Origin of the sequence: Jannaschia sp. R86511 (assembly GCF_042466345.1) — a bacterium.
Taxonomy (GTDB): Bacteria; Actinomycetota; Actinomycetes; order Actinomycetales; family JBBAYJ01; genus Aquipuribacter.
Genome location: NZ_JAXHCD010000001.1, coordinates 1202953 through 1217776, shown reverse-complemented (window position 1 = coordinate 1217776; position 14824 = coordinate 1202953). Strand labels below are relative to the sequence as shown.

Here is a 14824-nt window from a genome sequence, read left to right as displayed (position 1 = left end):
CTCTACGCGAGGAGCCAGTTGAGGATGTCGTCGCTGGTGCCGGTGATAAGCGGGACGCTGATGCCGGCGATGAGCAGGGCGATGAGGACGATGGCGAACGTCCCGAGGGCGTCACCGATGCTGGAGCGCTTGACGCCGAACAGCACGATGATCGCCACGACGACCAGGCCGACACCGAGCAGCTGCAGGAGCAGGTCCTGGATGCCACCGACGTTGACGGGCGCAGCGGCCGGCAGCGAGAGCAAAGCGGACAGCGATGCGTTCATGACAGGTCTCCTCGCGAGGTGAGACCCGGTGGAACCCCCGAGCACGACGACCCTGGATCCCCCGGGATGACTGGGTAACAGAGCGGTACCGACGTGTGACTTGCGGCTTTACAGCCGGCTAGTACGGTACGCGCCACACGCCGCCGCGGCCGCAAACGACACGGAGATGTGGATAACGACCGGCGCTGCACAGCAACCGGTGAACTGTCGAGACGACAACGACTGGCCTGTCCAGATCGCCGATAGGGGCTCAACCTCGACACCTCCCCGTCTAGGGGTAGGTCCGCCCGACCTCCACCAGTCAAGCACGGGGATGCGGTACCTGTCTAGACAGGCAGGCGACTCCCTGAAACCACCACAGCTGCTGTTCCCGCGTGCTTAGGTTGCCCAACACGGACGGTGGTCAGTCGAACTCTGGGGGATCCGATGGTGAACAAACCCAACCTGAATAACGAAATTGATTGGTACGAAAAAGCCCAAGATAGAGTGAACACACTGTGGTCGGAGCAGTATGGCGCTTCAAATCATGGGAAAACATTTGACATGAAGATGTCCTCAGCTCTGGCTCTCATCGCCTGCGTTCAGAATTGGGAATTGTTGCTTTCGCGGTGGCACATCAGGGCCATCGTGCGAGACTCGAGCGAGTATAGAAAGTTCCTTACCGCGAGCGCGGCGAATCTAGGCTTATCTGGAACTCCTGCACAGTTGCACACCGCAGGATACCTCGCAACTACTCTCCACATCCCGTCCCACCTGACAATTCGTCAAGTGGAGGCGATGCTTGACGCAAGGGACCGGAACGTGACGTTCAAGTCGAAAAGGGACGCCATGAGTCTGTCGGCCCGACGGCTAGCACCCCCCCACATGGCCAAAATGCGGAAGATTACCGATGACGACTGGCGACTCCTGTCCTTGGCTCAATCGGTGCGAAACGCCATCGCGCACGGGTCGGGCCAATCGCTGCGAGAAATGAACGCAGCAATTCAAGACATGAAGACTTCCACCGACCCCACGGACGCCAGCCTCGGCGGGCGCAAGACCTCAGTGCAGGCCAGCGGTATAGGAACCTATTTGTACAGTTACTTCGACCACTCACTTGGCAGCCCGCTCGTGCGCCTAACCTACATCTGTTCTCGGATGCGAAACATAGGCACGAAGCTTCGGTGAGTAAGCGGGCGATGATCAGCTGAAATCACACTCGACATCAGGTCGACGCAGACTCTGTGGAGTACGGTCGCCATGCGACGGACTCGTCTCTCGGGGTGAGGAGCTAGCCCTGGCGAGAGGTTCGCAATGTCCGGGACAGTTCTTTCAACTGGAAGCGACCTGGTCCGTGTGAAGGGCGGACAAGGAGGCGCCTCGTCGGTATGGTGCCCGTATGCCATCGTCGCGCGAGTCCACCGCGCTCGATTCTGCCCAGCGCCTGTCGAACCTGATCGAGAACCTGGCCGAGCCGCTCCGCGCAGGACAAAGATCTGTTGATGGCCCACTAGGTTCGGCCATCATGCAGCAATGGCATGGCGTTCTAGGATGGGCTTCGGGGGCGAAGCCAAAGCCGCTTCCAACGTACGCGAACGCCGAGAGGATGAAGGATCTAGCTCACATCCTTCAAATGCCCGAACGGGTCCGTACGGATGTCCTCGCTTTGAATCTCGCCGACAGGTCGAAACAACGCATGATTCAGCCCCTCGAGGACATCCATAAGTGGGTGGGGGGAATTGTAAAGCAGGTTGTTGCGAACCGAGTCAATCCTCAGTACGACACGGAAAGCGTAGAATTTTGGCGCGAGGATTTGCTGGACTGCTCCGCCGAACAAGAAAGAGTGCACCCCACAGCCGTCCAATTCGAGGCCGTTCGTGACCTCGAGGCGAGCATTGAAGATCTGAAAGCGTCCCTGGATCAGCATTCTGATTCGCTCGACCGGCGCGTGCGCTCATTCATCGAAGATCACCTGCACAGGATAGAGGAGGCCCTGCGCGAGTCTTCCTTCGTTGGATTGGCTGACTTGCAAACGTCGGTCACCCACGTCTACGGAGATCTGATTGTTCAGTCGGAGTCGCTGCGAGGCAGAGTAGACGAGAACGACGGTCGCTGGCAGAAGTTCTGGGCCATGATGGAAAGAGCTGCCGTTGTAGTCACCCTCATGGGCGCAATCAGCATTCCTGGACACGTATCGCAACTGCGTAATGAACTTGAGGAGTCTTCTACGAGGATGCCGATGATTGAAGCGCCGACTTCGATCCTTCAGCAGAAGTCAGCCGTGGAGCCTTACCTCGTCGTCGAGTCACCCGAGGACGACTGAAGCACGAACGGTGGTGCTCCATCGCTTCCGACGGCCAGGCGCAAGCCGGGTACGCAGCGGACTGCCGCCAGCAGCCCACTGGCCAGGTGTCAAGGGTCGGGGCTGACTACCCACTCACCAACTCGCGACGACGGCGGAGAGTCCGCCTAGCCGACTTCCACGGTGTCTGCCTCGCCCGGTCCGCAACGGGTGCGCACTTCACCAGTCACCATCACGCGCGGACCAGCAGCACAAGCCGAAGACCGTGCAGGCACTCACTACGTCCGGGTCGTTGCCTGGGGTGCAGGTTGATCTTCTAGTTCGTCGGGTTCGCTGCGAGCTTCTTGGCGCCGACGCGCGGCTTTGCCATCCTCCGCAAGTCGGACGCCTGCCTCGAGGTCTGCACGCGCCTGATAGGCACGGTGTGCCCCGTCTGAGGTTGTCAACGGAGAACCTAACGGAGCATGGTGCGGCTGGTCCGGCCGTGGTTCTCGGTCCGCGGCCAGTCCGCACCATGTCCGCAATGACCCGACAGCAACCATAAGCAGTCCACGCCAACGAGGTAGGCGACAACTCAAGGACGCTCCCCGGACGGCGGCTCCGACTGAGTTCCTAAACCGTGTGTCGCGAGTTCGAATCTCGCCGGGGCCACCACACGAACGCGCAGGTCAGAGGCCACTTTGCCTGCTCGACTCTATCCCCATTCCGCGAGCGGCCGACCTGTCATGCCAGATACGTGCCAGATGCGTCTGCACGACCGTCATGAGTCCGTTGCTTCCTCGACCCGCGCCAGGTCGTCTAGCCGGGTGGCAATCTCGACGTCTCGCCCGACCACACTTCGGGCGTAGTGCTTGCCCTGAGGTCGTGAAGCGTTGCGTCGATGCCCACCACGTCGCAAGCCGGCCGCCACACCGGCGTCAGGAAGTTGCCGTTACGCATCGGCAGTCCATCGGGACTCGTGAACACGAGGGCATCCGGGGGCCCCGTTGTGTGGTCGAGGTGAGCAGACAACTCTGCGGTGAGGAACGCGGGCAACGTCACTATGCGCCGCTGGTGTGTGACTTCGGCACCTCAATGGACATCGTGCTGTCGACGTCGCTCGAAACTGGGGCCGATGTGACGGTCGAGAACGAGGCCACCGGTTCGTGTTCGGTCAGTCTGGCGTGGTCTGGGTTCTGATGCTGGGCAGGGTGTCGATGCCGCGGTTGCGGAGCCGGTAGCTGGCGCCCTTGAGGGTGAGGACGTCGGCGTGGTGGACGACGCGGTCGATCATCGCTGCGGCGACGGCCTGGTCGTCGAGGACCCCGCCCCAGCCGCTGAACGGCAGGTTGCGCGCAGCCCCGAGTTCCGCACGTGGTGGGCCGAGCGCCGCGTCCACCAGCGGACGTTCGGTGCCGAGCAGTTCCGCCACCCGGTCATCGGAGAGCTCACCCTCGACTACGAGGCCTTGACCCTCCCCGGCGACCCGGACCAGAACCTGTTCGTGTCCTGCGCCGCACCGGGTAGCCCGTCCCAGCACGCGTTGCGCACGCTGGCCAGCTGGAGCCTTCCCCCCGCCCTACCCCGCTAGCCGGACAGCTGACCCACGGCCCCCCCGGCAGATCCAGCAGGCGGGTGCAGGACCGCCCCGACGACCAGGTCGAACAACCGGTCCACCGAGGGCTGGTGGCCGGGCTGGTCGCTGAGCCAGGGCAGCGACGCAGCCAGGGCGAACAGGTCTGCCCCGGTCACATCGGGCGCATCGCCGACCTCCTCCTGGGCACCGACAACGCCTGGTGACGTCCCGCGCGCCCCCGCAGCACCCGCGCTCAACGAAGGCGGTCCTGAGCGACCCGCCGCAGTGCCTGACGGAAGCGCTCTGCCTCGGCCGGGCCGAGCGGAGCGAGCAGAGCACGTTCGGCCTGCTCGCTCGCCGCAGCGCCGGCGAGGAGCACCTCCCGGCCGGCGGCGGTCAGCTGGACGACGTTCCGTCGCCGGTCTGCGGCGTCAGGGCGCCGCGACGCGTACCCCTTGGCCTCCAGCGCATCGAGGACGGCAACCATGCTCGTCCGGTCGACGCCGAGGCGAGCGGCGGCCTGCTGCTGGGACGCCGGCTCGTGGCTGCCGAGCAGCATCAGCACGCCGAGCTCGCGGACGTCGACGTCGAAGGTGGCCAGCGCCTGCTCGTACAAGTCGCCCAGACGCGCCTGGGCGTGCTTGAGGAGGTACCCCAGCCGCCGACCGACCTCTGGTCCCGGACCTCCGTCGTCGAGCACACCCACACCCTACCGCTATGCTGATCGTCAGCATTACTGATGATCAGACTAAGGAGCAGTAGCCACCATGGACACGATCAGGACGGCGTTGGTCACCGGCGCGAACAAGGGCATCGGGTACGAGATCGCGGCGGGGCTGGGAGCCCGGGGCTGGAGGGTCGGCGTCGGCGCCCGGGACCGGGCCCGCCGCGAGGCCGCCGTGGCCTCGCTGCGCGCTGGCGGGGTCGACGCGTTCGGCGTGCCGCTGGACGTGACCGACGACGAGAGCGTGGCCGGGGCAGCCCGACTCGTCGAGCAGCTCGCGGGTGGCCTGGACGTGCTCGTGAACAACGCCGGCATCACCGGGGGCGCGGCCCAGCTGCCGACGACGGTCGACCTCGCAGAGCTGCGGGCGGTCCTGGAGGTCAACGTGTTCGGCCCGATCCGCGTCACGAACGCGGTGCTGCCCATGCTGCGCCGCTCCAGGGCACCGCGGATCGTGAACGTGTCCAGCAGCGTCGGCTCCCTGACGCTGCAGACGGACCCGCGGAGCGAGACCGGCCCCCTCGCCGTCGCGTACTCGCCGTCGAAGTCCTACCTGAACGCCGTCACCGTGCAGTACGCCAAGGAGCTGGCGGGCACGAACATCCTCGTCAACGCCGCCTGTCCCGGGTTCGTCGCGACCGATCTGAACGGCTTCCGCGGTCACCGCACCCCGCAGCAGGGTGCGGTGACCCCGATCCGCCTCGCGCTCCTGCCCGACGACGGTCCTACCGGGTCCTTCTTCGACGACGACGGCGTGGTGCCGTGGTGACACCGCCCCGAACGGGCGACACGAGCCGCCGTACTCGAACCGGGTAGCCGTCACCCCCCACCGGGAACGGGGGGCCACGGGTGCAGCGCCACGTCAGCGACCGCCATGAGCTCGGTGCGCGGCGTGCCGCCGGCGGCCTGGACGGCGATCCCGTTGGAGACCGTCATCAGGTAGCACGCCAGCAGCCGGCAGTCGACGCCGCCCGGCAGGTCACCGTCGTCCACGGCCCGCTCGAACCGGGCCTGCAGGTGAGCGGTGCCCTGCTCCCGCCACTCGGCCAGCACGTCCTGGGACCAGCGAGCAGACGTACCGGTCGCCAACGCCCCTTGCACCCCGAGGCACCCGACGGGGTGGCCCGGCTGCGTCGTGGCGCACGCTGCGCCGTGGAGGAAGGCGACTGCCACCTCCCGCGCCGTCGGCCGTTCGACGGCCTGGACGACGTAGGACGCCGTGGTCCGGGTGTAGCGCTGCAGGGCCGTTCGGAACAGCGCCTCCTTGTTGCCGAACGCCCGGTACATGCTCGTCCGGGTTATGCCCATGGCCCGGGTCAGCTCCTCGAGGCTCGCACCCTCGTACCCCTGCGACCAGAAGACCCGTACGGCCTGCTCGAGGGCCTCCTCGGTGTCGAACCCGCGCGGCCGTCCGGCGGGGCCCTTGGGTGCGCTGACCATGCCGGAGGGTAGCACTTCGGTACTGACAGGTATCGAAGTGCTAGAGTTCAGTACCGATCGATACCGAACTCAACCGGAGGCAGCTGTGCCACACGTCGTGCTGATCACAGGAGGCACCTCGGGCATCGGCCTGAGCCTCGGGGAGGCGTTCCTGGGTGAAGGAGCCGCGGTGGCCGTCTGCGGCCGGTCGCCCGAGGCGCTCGAGCGCTTCAGCCGGCGGCACCCGGACGCCTTGGCCGTCCAGGCGGACGTCACCGTCCCGGCGGCCCGGGCCGTCCTGCTGGACTCGATCGAGCATCGGTTCGGCCGGGTGGACGTGCTCGTCAACAACGCCGGCACCTTCGTCGAGCGTGACTTCGCCACGGGCGCCCCCGCCACCCTCGCGCTCGACGAGGAGGTGGCTCTGAACCTCACGGCGCCGATCCACCTCACGGGCGAGGTGCTGCAGCGATGGCAGCCCCTGCAGGCGGTCGTGTTCGTCACCTCCGGGTTCGCGCTGGTCTCCCCGACGCGCGCCCCGACGTACGGCGCCGTGAAGGCGGGTCTCCACGGTTTCGCCGACGGGCTGCGACGGCAGCTCGAGCCCCAGGGCACCCACGTGCTGGAGGTCCTTCCCCCCCGCACCGACACCCCGATGAACAGTGGGAGCACAGCCACGAAGCTGACCCCTGCCGAGGTCGCGACGGCCACCGTGAAGGCACTGCGGCAGCGGCGACCGATGGCGCTTCCCGGCCAGACGCGGCTCCTGCCGACGATGCTGCGGATCGCCCCGCGCACCCTGGGGCGCGCGGTCGCCGCGCTCTAGCCGGCACGATCCCCGCCACTCTCCTCGCGCGGGTCGAACGGCGTCCCCCACCGACGGTGAGCCGAGTGAGTTGGCTCGCAACATGCAGTTGGGTAACCTGACCGAGGCGAGTCTCGTCTCGTCTACCGCCGCGCGGGTGGCTCAGCGTCGGCGGCCTCCGTAGGCCTGGTGGAGCAGGGGCCGCGGACTCCACCGGGATGGATTCACGTCGCTCGCCGATCCCGGGCCCTGGTCGGCCTGTCGTGGCGGCCGTCCTGCACGTCGGAGGCGACCCAGCCGGCTGCGCAGGCAGGGATCGCTGATGGAAGTCCCTGCAGCTCTCGAGACCGACGCCTCGCCGCGGCGGGCAACCGCACCACGACGTCGCGGAGCTCTCGGGCGGGGTCCGGTCACGGTAGTGATCGTGGGGTCGGAACCAGCCACGGACTCCTCAGCAACCCCCGGACGATCGACGCTGCCGTGCACACCCGTGGCGCCGGCGGTGCGGTGGCCCCCGGTACAGCTGACACAGCCGGGGCACTGCGGTCGGCCGGTCCATCGCAGACCTGTTCCCGCTCCTGGTCGAAACGGCACTGATCCATGGTCAGTCGCGCGTCGAGTCTCCGGCCGGGCGCTCTGTGACCGGATCGAGGTAGAACCGAGCAGTAGCCACACGTCCATCGGACTCGGTCCAGATGACCGGACCTCGCAGCAGCGCAGGTGAGCCGCCGGGGCTCGTGCCGGTGATCTCCCACTCGGACCAGACCTCGTCGTCGTGGACGGCGTGGCGCAGGACCTCGGCGTGGACGGCGGTGAGCTGGCTGAAGATCACCGTCCAGTTCTTCTCGACCTGCTCGGAGCCGGTGAAGTCTCGCGACGGATGCATCGGCAGCGTCGCCTCGTAGTCGTCGGCGAAGCAAGCCGCGACGGCGGAGGCGCTCGCGGAGTTGATGGCATCGCGCAGCGCGGCGACGGCAGCGGGCAGCCGGTCGGTCATGTGTACGTCCCCTCGTGTGCGGTTCCGGTCACTGCTGTTCCTTGACGAGCTGCACCGCCCCTGTCTGGACGGCGAAGAACCAGATCGTCTGCGAAGGCGACGTCCGCCGTGGAGTCCTGCTCAGCCCTGTTGCAGAGAGACGTCCTGCCGCCTCGCACCTCAGGTGGCACTCGCCACGTGGGACTGGCTACCACCCGGACGTGCAGCAGCCTCCTGCCGGGAGAGGAAGTCCAGCACCAGGGGCGCGACCTCGTCGAGGGCGCTCTCGAGGAGGAAGTGCCCGCCGTCCAGCAGGTGGACCTCGGGGTCCTTCGCGTGCTGCCGGAACGCCTCCGCTCCGGCCGGCGCGAAGATCTCGTCGTTCCGTCCCCAGACGGCGAGGACGGGCACGCCCGAGGACCGGAGGTAGTGGTGGAACGCCGGGTACAGGCGGACGTTGCTCACGTAGTCCTCGAAGAGCGCGAGCTGCGCGAGGTCGTTGCCCGGGCGCGCCACCAGGGCCGCGTCGTGGCTCCACGTGTCGGGGCTGACGAGCGTCGGGTCAGGGACTCCATGGGTGTACTGCCAGCGGATCGCGTCCTCCCCGAGGGCGGGACGCAGGGACGCTTCGGTCTCAGGCCCAGGAGCATCGCCGTACCTCCAGATCCCCGCCCAGAACTCGTCGACGAAGCCCTCCTCGTACGCGTTCCCGTTCTGGCTCACGATGGCTCGGATCGCCGAGGGGTCGCGCAGAGCGAGTCGCCACCCGATGGGAGCGCCGTAGTCCTGGACGTAGATCGCGTACTCCTCGACCCCGATGGTCGCGAGGAACGCTGCGGTGTGGTCGGCCAGCGCGTCGAACGTGTACGTGAAGTCCTCGACGCGCGGCGCGTCGGACAGGCCGAAGCCGATGTGGTCGGGCGCGACGACGTGGAACCGCTCCGCCAGGCGCGGGATGAGGTCGCGGAACATGAAGGAGCTCGTGGGGTAGCCGTGCAGGAGCACGACGGACGGGGCGTGCGGGTCACCGGCCTCGCGGTAGAAGACCCTGCGGTCCAGGACGTCGATGAACCTGTGGTGGACGGACATGGCACACTCACTTCCGAAACACGTTTTGATGGTTAGGCCAGCACAGCACGGAAGCCCTAACCAGTCAACCTGTCATCGGAGGTTAGGTATGTCGCCGGCGGACGAAGACGCACTGCTCGCGCTCCTCAACTCGACGCCCGTCGTGGCAGGCGCTCCTCGGGACCTCCTGGATGATGCTGAAGGGTCTGCCGACATGGCGCGGTCCTTCGGTGGTCGAGGGACTCCGAGCGAAGTGCGCCGCCTGCGCTCCGTCCGAGATGCACTGCAGGCAGCAGTGCGTTCCGGGGTGGTGGGGCCGGAGGTCGACGACGTGGTGGGACACGTCTCCTGGACGCCGCTCCCGGTCGGTCCTGGCGGCCTGCGGTGGCGGCTGACCGGCTCCGAGGACGTCCTGCCCGCCGCACGCGCGGTGATCGCCTGGGCCGACCTGACAGCACGACGTCCCGGCCGGTTGCGCCCGTGCGGCAACGAGGAGTGCCTGCGGTTCCTCGTCGACCGTTCGAAGGGCAACAGCGCCCGGTGGTGCTCGATGGCCACGTGCGGCAACCGCATGAAGGCCCGCAGGCACCAGTCGCGGAAGTCGTCCGCGGAGGTCCCCCGGACCCCGCGCGAGAGCTGAGCCTCACCCGCCCCCGCGGTCGCGCCACGCGACCACGCCGTCACCCCCTCTCGGCCCCGGTACGGGCAGCGGGACCCGGGCGAGACCACCGAAGACCAGCCCCGTCGTCCCACTCACTCCCACGTAGGCATGTTCTCGTCGGTGTAGCGCGCTCCGAACCCTCCGTCGGGCAGGATCTCGGCGATGCGGTCGAGGTGGGCAGCGGTGAGGTGAAGGCCGGCGGCCGCGACGTTCTCGGTGACGCGGCGAGGATCACGGCTCCCGGGGATCGGGACGACGTGGTCACCGCGGGTCAGGAGCCACGCCAGGGCGAGCTGGCCGACTGTCGCGTCGAGTGACTCGGCCAGCTGCGTGAGCTGGCGCGTCGCGGCGACGTTCTTCTCGTAGTTGCCCGGCTGCCACCTCGGGTCGGTGCGGCGCATGTCCGACGCGTCATGGGCTTCGGCCGGCTTGGCGGTGCCGGTGAGGAACCCCCGCCCCAGCGGCGAGTAGGCCACGAGCCCGATGCCGAGCTCGTCCAGGACGGGCACCAGCCGCTCGACGTCGCGCTCGAAGAGCGAGTACTCGGTCTGCAGCACAGACACCGGGTGCACGGCGTGCGCGCGACGGAGCGTCTCCTCCCCGACCTCGCTCAGGCCGAAGTAGGCCACGTCGCCCGCGTCGATGAGCTCCTTGACGGTGCCGGCCACCTCCTCGATCGGCACCGAGGGGTCGAGCCGGTGCTGGTAGAGCACGTCCAGGCGGTCCGTCCCGAGGTTGCGGAGGCTGTTGTGCGCCACCTCGCGGATGTGCTCAGGGCGGCTGTCGAAGCCGTACTCACGCGTGAACCCGAACTTGGTGGCGATGACGACCTGGTCGCGGAACGGCGCGAGCGCCCGGCCGAGGACCTTCTCGTTCTCACCCCAGCCGTAGAGCTCGGCGGTGTCGAAGTGCGTGACCCCCGCGTCGAGGGCGGCGGCGATGGCCGCCTCGCCGCGCTCGGGACTGGAGCCGTAGGCCATGGAGATACCCATCGCCCCGTAGCCGATCGCGGAGCTGGTGAGTCCGTGGGCGCCCAGGGTGCGCTGCTGCATGGTGGTCTGCCTTTCGTGGTGAGGGATGTCGACAACGGTGGATCGAGGACGGTTCAGAGGCTCTGCAGGACGCGCACCTTCTCCTCGCGGTGGCGGGCGCCGATCTCGTCACCGGTGAGGAGGACGTCGAAGGCGTGGGGCATGCCGGCGTGGACGTGGAGCGCGGTCGACACCCCGGCACGCCAGAGGCGCTGGGCGTAGGCCACGTCCTCGTCCCGGAAGATGTCGACCTCGCCCACCTCGATGTACGCGGGAGCGAGTCCGGACAGGTCGGCGGTGCGGGCGGGCGCCGCGGACTGCGGGACGTCGTCCGAGCCACGGTCGGGCCCGAGGACGGCCGTCCACGCCGTCCGGTTGAAGTCGTAGGAGAACATCGACGACGCCGCTTCGAGGTGCGGGTCGGGGGCGTCGGTGCGGTCGTCGAGCATCGGGTACACGAGGATCTGCCGGGCGAGGTCGAGGCCACGGTCACGCGCGAGGACCGCCACGGCGGCCGCGATGCCGCCACCGGCGCTGTCTCCCATGACGGCGATGCGCGCCGGGTCCACCCCGAGCTCACCCGATCTCCCGAGCAGCCACCGGAGGGCCAGGAACCCGTCCTCGGCGGCGGTGCCCGCCGGCGCCTCGGGAGCGAGCCGGTAGTCGACGGACAGGAACGGCACACCGCTCCACGCCACGAGCGTGCGGACCAGCGGGTCGTAGAGGTCCACGCTCCCGGCGAGCATCGCACCGCCGTGGAGGTAGACCACTGCCGAGCCCGGTCCCTGCTGCTCCGGCTCGCTCCACCGCAGGAGGATGTCGCCCCCGTCTGCCGCCGTGACCCGGACGTCGGTGGACCTGACCTCGGGCTGGGCAGGCAGGCCGCTCATCTGAGACAGGCCCTCGTCCAGGAGGGCACGCAAGGCGAGCGGGTCACCGGCTCGCAGCTCGCGGTACAGGGCGGATCCGGTCGGGCCGGCGCCGGCCCCGATCATCTGCCGGACCCGGTGGTTGATGTCGATCACCATGGTCGTTCCTCTCGTCGTCCGTGCTCGGTTCAGGCGGCGGGAACGGCCGGACCGAGCAGGAGGCCGCCGTCGGCGACGAGCTCGGAGCCGGTGAGGAACGCTCCGGCGTCGGAGGTCACGAAGAGCAGCAGGTCGGTGATCTCCGACGGCTGGGCCATGCGCTTGATGGCGAAGGGCTCTGCGGAGTAGTAGTCGCTGACCGGAGCGACGCCGGGACGCAGCGGCTCGGTGATGAAGGGGGTGTCGACGACGCCGGGGTGGATCGAGTTGACCCGGATGCCGTCCCGGCCGAGCTCCAGCGCCGCCGTGCGCGTCAGTCCGCGGACTCCCCACTTGCTCACGACGTACGGGGACAGGTAGGCGATGCCGGTGTTCGCCGCCATCGAGGCGATGTTGACGATCGACCCTCCACCCGCGCGGCGCAGGGAGGGGATGGCCGCCCGGATGCCGAGGTACTGCCCGGTGATGTTGACCCCCATGATGTGGTCCCAGTCCTCGAGCGTCCCGTCCTCGATGAGCACGGGCGGGCTGCCGACGCCGGCGTTGTTCACGAGGATGTCGATCGGGCCGTAGCGGTGCTCGGCCAGCGCGACCGCGTCGGTCCAGTCCTGCTCCTTGGTGACGTCCAGGTGCGTGTAGACGGCGTCGTCGCCGAGCTCGTCCGCGAGCCGCTCGCCCGCGTCGTCCCGGACGTCGCCGACGACGACCCGTGCTCCTTCGTGGACGTAGGCCCGGGCGTGGGACGCCCCCTGACCGCCCGCCCCGCCACTGACGAGGACCACCTGGTTCGTGAAGCGCTGCATGAGTCCACCTTTCGATCACTGTCGCGGTACGGAGGTGAGTCAATCGACTCACTTCGGACGCTAGGTGTTCGGCGATGGTGAGTCAAGTCGCTCACATCAGGTCTCGCCCGGTGGGTAGCATCACCCCATGCCTAGGACCGCCTCCGAGTACCACCAGCGGGTCTCGAGCGACAAGCGAGCCGCGATCCTGACCAGCGCCCGGACACTCTTCACCCGGAGCGGGTACGACAAGACCTCACTGGCGCGCGTCGCGGACGAGGCCGGCGTCTCCACGGCGACGGTCTTCAAGCAGTTCCCCAACAAGGCCGCCCTCTTCGAAGCCCTCGTCCTGGACTTCTGGACCGAGGTGGAGGTCGCGGGACCCGCACCGACCGAGGGCGACCCGGCGTCGGGCCTGTCGGCCCTCGGGACCCGCTACGCCGCCCTGCTCCTCCGGGACGGCATGGCCGGACTCTTCCGGCTCGTGATCGCCGAGGCGCCTCAGTTCCCCGAGCTCGCGCGCATCCAGTTCGACCTCGGCAAGGCGCCCTTCTTCGACGAGGTGCGACGCTACGTCGAGGCCGAGCACGCCCTGGGCTCCCTCCGAGTCGAGGACCCCGAGATGGCCTGCACCCAGTTCCTCGGGATGATCGCGAACTACGTCCTGTGGCCGCGCATGCTGCTCGTCGACTTCGCCCTTCCCGCGGACCGGGTCCAGGACGTCGTCGAGAGCGCAGTCCTGACCTTCCTCGCCCGATACGACAGCACCCAGGCCGCGGAGACGCTGTCGTGAAGTGAGTCGCTTGACTCACCTCATTGTCCGGACGTAGGTTGTACGTGGTGAGTCGTGCGACTCACCACAGGGAGCTCTGCCCCCGGCGTGGGAACAGAGGTCTCTGTCGGCCGTGCACCACGTCGGAGGACACCCACATGCCCCGTTTCGCCAACCACACCGTGCTCGTGACCGGAGGGACCGGTGGCCAGGGCTCCAGCCACGTGCGGGCGTTCCACGCGGAAGGCGCCCACGTCGTCGTCGGCGACATCGACGCCGCACGCGGTGCCGCGCTCGTCGACTAGCTCGGACCCCGCGCGCACTTCGTCCACCTCGACGTCACCGACGAGGAGTCGTGGTCCGCCGCCGTACGGACCGCCGAGGACGTCGTCGGCCGCCTGGACGTGCTCGTCAACAACGCAGGCGTCCAGAACCCGCCCGCGACCATCGAGGGCACCGACCGCGCCACGTGGTCGCGCATCCTCGACATCAACCTCACCGGCAGCTTCCTCGGCATCAAGGCCGCGGCCCCCGCGCTGCGCCGCGCCGGCGGCGGAGCGATCGTCAACATCGCCTCGACGATGAGCCTGGGCGGGACGGCGCTCTACGCGCCCTACGTCGCCAGCAAGTGGGCCGTGCGCGGCCTCACCCGCACCGCGGCGCTCGAGCTCGGCCGAGACCGGATCCGGGTCAACACCATCCACCCCGGCGTCATCGCCACCCCGTTCATCCACGAACCGGCCGCCGGCGCGACCGCGGCGATCGCCGACTTCTACACACCGGAGCCGTTCGCCGTTCCCCGCCTCGGGGAGCCGACCGACGTCACCCGGCTCCTGCTGTTCCTCGCCTCGAGCGAGGCGTCGTTCGTCACCGGGTCCGAGTACGTCATCGACGGCGGGCTCCTCCTCGGTCCGGCCCTGCAGAACGAGGCCGCATGAACGCGCCGGAATCAGCAGCCCCCAGGACGCAGCCCGCGACACGTCGCTCGCGCACCTGCCCGAGCCCGTCCGGCGGGCCATCGACATCACTCCCGCCGCAGGCACCAGGGAACGCATCATCGACATCACGACCGTGGGACGCCGGACCGGGCGCCCGCGCCGGATCGAGATCTTCTTCTACCGGGCCGCCGGAGTCACCTACCTGTGCAGCGGCGCGGGGGGTGCCGCCACCGACTGGCACGCGAACCTGCTCGCCGACCCCGGCTTCACGTTCCACCTCAAGAACGGGGTCCGTGCGGACCTCCCCGCCCAGGCCACACCCGTCACCGACCCCACCGAGCGTCAGGCCGTGCTGACCGCGATCGTGGCCGACCTCAACCAACCGCACGACCCCGGCACCATCCGGCCGACCCGGCTCGAGGACTGGGCCCGCAGCCGCCTGATGCGCATCTCGTTCGACCGTCCGTCGTAGCCCCGGGTGCTGCCAGTCCGCCGCATCAGCACGGGCATGGCCATCG

The 14824-nt window shown here is 68.4% G+C and carries 19 protein-coding genes and 1 pseudogene; 10 read left to right on the top strand and 10 right to left on the bottom strand.

Annotation, left to right across the window (positions count from 1 at the left end; genetic code table 11):
* Window positions 1-2: 2 nt before the first annotated feature.
* A complete protein-coding gene (locus SJY06_RS06000) occupies window positions 3-266 on the bottom strand; it encodes a hypothetical protein (RefSeq protein WP_380165621.1) in 264 nt (87 codons plus the stop codon).
* Window positions 267-692: 426 nt separating this feature from the next.
* Between SJY06_RS06000 and SJY06_RS05995 the strand changes: the two genes are divergently transcribed.
* The gene (locus SJY06_RS05995; RefSeq protein ID WP_380165619.1) at window positions 693-1433 is read left to right on the top strand and encodes a hypothetical protein; all 741 of its coding nucleotides are present in this window, start codon (window positions 693-695) and stop codon (window positions 1431-1433) included.
* A gap of 211 nt (window positions 1434-1644) precedes the next feature.
* Window positions 1645-2568: a hypothetical protein gene (locus tag SJY06_RS05990; protein ID WP_380165617.1), complete on the top strand. Its 924-nt coding sequence runs from the start codon at window positions 1645-1647 to the stop codon at window positions 2566-2568.
* Between the two features lie 1132 nt (window positions 2569-3700).
* On the opposite strand, the gene SJY06_RS05985 is transcribed toward SJY06_RS05990, so the two are convergent.
* Window positions 3701-3949 carry an ATP-binding protein gene (locus SJY06_RS05985; RefSeq protein WP_380169678.1) on the bottom strand — a complete coding sequence of 83 codons (249 nt, stop codon included), beginning with the start codon at window positions 3947-3949 and terminating at the stop codon, window positions 3701-3703.
* Between SJY06_RS05985 and SJY06_RS05980 the strand changes: the two genes are divergently transcribed.
* Complete coding sequence (locus SJY06_RS05980) at window positions 3836-4117, top strand: hypothetical protein (RefSeq protein WP_380169677.1); 282 nt, start codon at window positions 3836-3838, stop codon at window positions 4115-4117. The genes SJY06_RS05985 and SJY06_RS05980 overlap by 114 nt on opposite strands.
* Here the strand turns inward: SJY06_RS05980 and SJY06_RS05975 are convergent.
* Complete coding sequence (locus tag SJY06_RS05975) at window positions 4114-4278, bottom strand: hypothetical protein (protein WP_380165615.1); 165 nt, start codon at window positions 4276-4278, stop codon at window positions 4114-4116. The genes SJY06_RS05980 and SJY06_RS05975 overlap by 4 nt on opposite strands.
* 77 nt (window positions 4279-4355) lie before the next feature.
* A complete protein-coding gene (locus SJY06_RS05970; protein ID WP_380165613.1) occupies window positions 4356-4802 on the bottom strand; it encodes a MarR family winged helix-turn-helix transcriptional regulator in 447 nt (148 codons plus the stop codon).
* Between the two features lie 67 nt (window positions 4803-4869).
* Between SJY06_RS05970 and SJY06_RS05965 the strand changes: the two genes are divergently transcribed.
* Window positions 4870-5595, top strand: a complete 726-nt coding sequence (locus SJY06_RS05965) for an SDR family oxidoreductase (protein ID WP_380165611.1) — start codon at window positions 4870-4872, stop codon at window positions 5593-5595.
* 50 nt (window positions 5596-5645) lie between these two features.
* Here the strand turns inward: SJY06_RS05965 and SJY06_RS05960 are convergent, their stop codons facing one another.
* A complete protein-coding gene (locus SJY06_RS05960; protein ID WP_380165609.1) occupies window positions 5646-6266 on the bottom strand; it encodes a TetR/AcrR family transcriptional regulator in 621 nt (206 codons plus the stop codon).
* A gap of 97 nt (window positions 6267-6363) precedes the next feature.
* Between SJY06_RS05960 and SJY06_RS05955 the strand changes: the two genes are divergently transcribed.
* Window positions 6364-7071, top strand: a complete 708-nt coding sequence (locus SJY06_RS05955; RefSeq protein ID WP_380165607.1) for an SDR family NAD(P)-dependent oxidoreductase — start codon at window positions 6364-6366, stop codon at window positions 7069-7071.
* Between the two features lie 583 nt (window positions 7072-7654).
* Here the strand turns inward: SJY06_RS05955 and SJY06_RS05950 are convergent.
* Both SJY06_RS05950 and SJY06_RS05945 read right to left on the bottom strand, forming a co-directional pair.
* Entirely contained in the window at window positions 7655-8047 is a 393-nt protein-coding gene (locus SJY06_RS05950) for a nuclear transport factor 2 family protein (RefSeq protein ID WP_380165605.1), read from the bottom strand.
* A 159-nt stretch (window positions 8048-8206) separates the two neighbouring features.
* The gene (locus SJY06_RS05945; RefSeq protein WP_380165603.1) at window positions 8207-9115 is read right to left on the bottom strand and encodes an alpha/beta fold hydrolase; all 909 of its coding nucleotides are present in this window, start codon (window positions 9113-9115) and stop codon (window positions 8207-8209) included.
* Window positions 9116-9401: 286 nt separating this feature from the next.
* Between SJY06_RS05945 and SJY06_RS05940 the strand changes: the two genes are divergently transcribed.
* On the top strand, window positions 9402-9734 hold the full coding sequence (locus SJY06_RS05940; RefSeq protein ID WP_380165601.1) for a CGNR zinc finger domain-containing protein: 333 nt from the start codon (window positions 9402-9404) through the stop codon (window positions 9732-9734).
* Between the two features lie 113 nt (window positions 9735-9847).
* Here SJY06_RS05940 and SJY06_RS05935 read toward each other — a convergent pair whose 3' ends face one another.
* Genes SJY06_RS05935 through SJY06_RS05925 form a run of 3 tightly spaced genes read right to left on the bottom strand, consistent with a single transcriptional unit; the run spans window position 9848 to window position 12617 of the window.
* Window positions 9848-10807 (bottom strand): aldo/keto reductase, encoded by a 960-nt coding sequence (locus SJY06_RS05935; protein ID WP_380165599.1) that lies wholly within the window; start codon window positions 10805-10807, stop codon window positions 9848-9850.
* A 53-nt stretch (window positions 10808-10860) separates the two neighbouring features.
* Window positions 10861-11814, bottom strand: coding sequence for an alpha/beta hydrolase (locus SJY06_RS05930; RefSeq protein WP_380165597.1), 954 nt, complete (start codon window positions 11812-11814; stop codon window positions 10861-10863).
* Window positions 11815-11843: 29 nt separating this feature from the next.
* Window positions 11844-12617 (bottom strand): SDR family oxidoreductase, encoded by a 774-nt coding sequence (locus SJY06_RS05925; protein ID WP_380165595.1) that lies wholly within the window; start codon window positions 12615-12617, stop codon window positions 11844-11846.
* Between the two features lie 127 nt (window positions 12618-12744).
* On the opposite strand from SJY06_RS05925, the gene SJY06_RS05920 reads away from it, so the two are divergent.
* The 4 genes and pseudogenes from SJY06_RS05920 to SJY06_RS05905 all read left to right on the top strand — a co-directional run bounded on the left by SJY06_RS05920 (window position 12745) and on the right by SJY06_RS05905 (window position 14778).
* Window positions 12745-13389, top strand: a complete 645-nt coding sequence (locus SJY06_RS05920; protein WP_380165593.1) for a TetR/AcrR family transcriptional regulator — start codon at window positions 12745-12747, stop codon at window positions 13387-13389.
* Window positions 13390-13526: 137 nt separating this feature from the next.
* Window positions 13527-13673, top strand: a complete 147-nt coding sequence (locus SJY06_RS05915) for a hypothetical protein (RefSeq protein WP_380165591.1) — start codon at window positions 13527-13529, stop codon at window positions 13671-13673.
* A gap of 18 nt (window positions 13674-13691) precedes the next feature.
* Window positions 13692-14306: pseudogene (locus SJY06_RS05910) on the top strand (SDR family oxidoreductase); the annotation flags it as partial.
* A gap of 133 nt (window positions 14307-14439) precedes the next feature.
* Window positions 14440-14778, top strand: a complete 339-nt coding sequence (locus tag SJY06_RS05905) for a nitroreductase/quinone reductase family protein (protein ID WP_380165589.1) — start codon at window positions 14440-14442, stop codon at window positions 14776-14778.
* The last annotated feature ends 46 nt before the right edge of the window (window positions 14779-14824 follow it).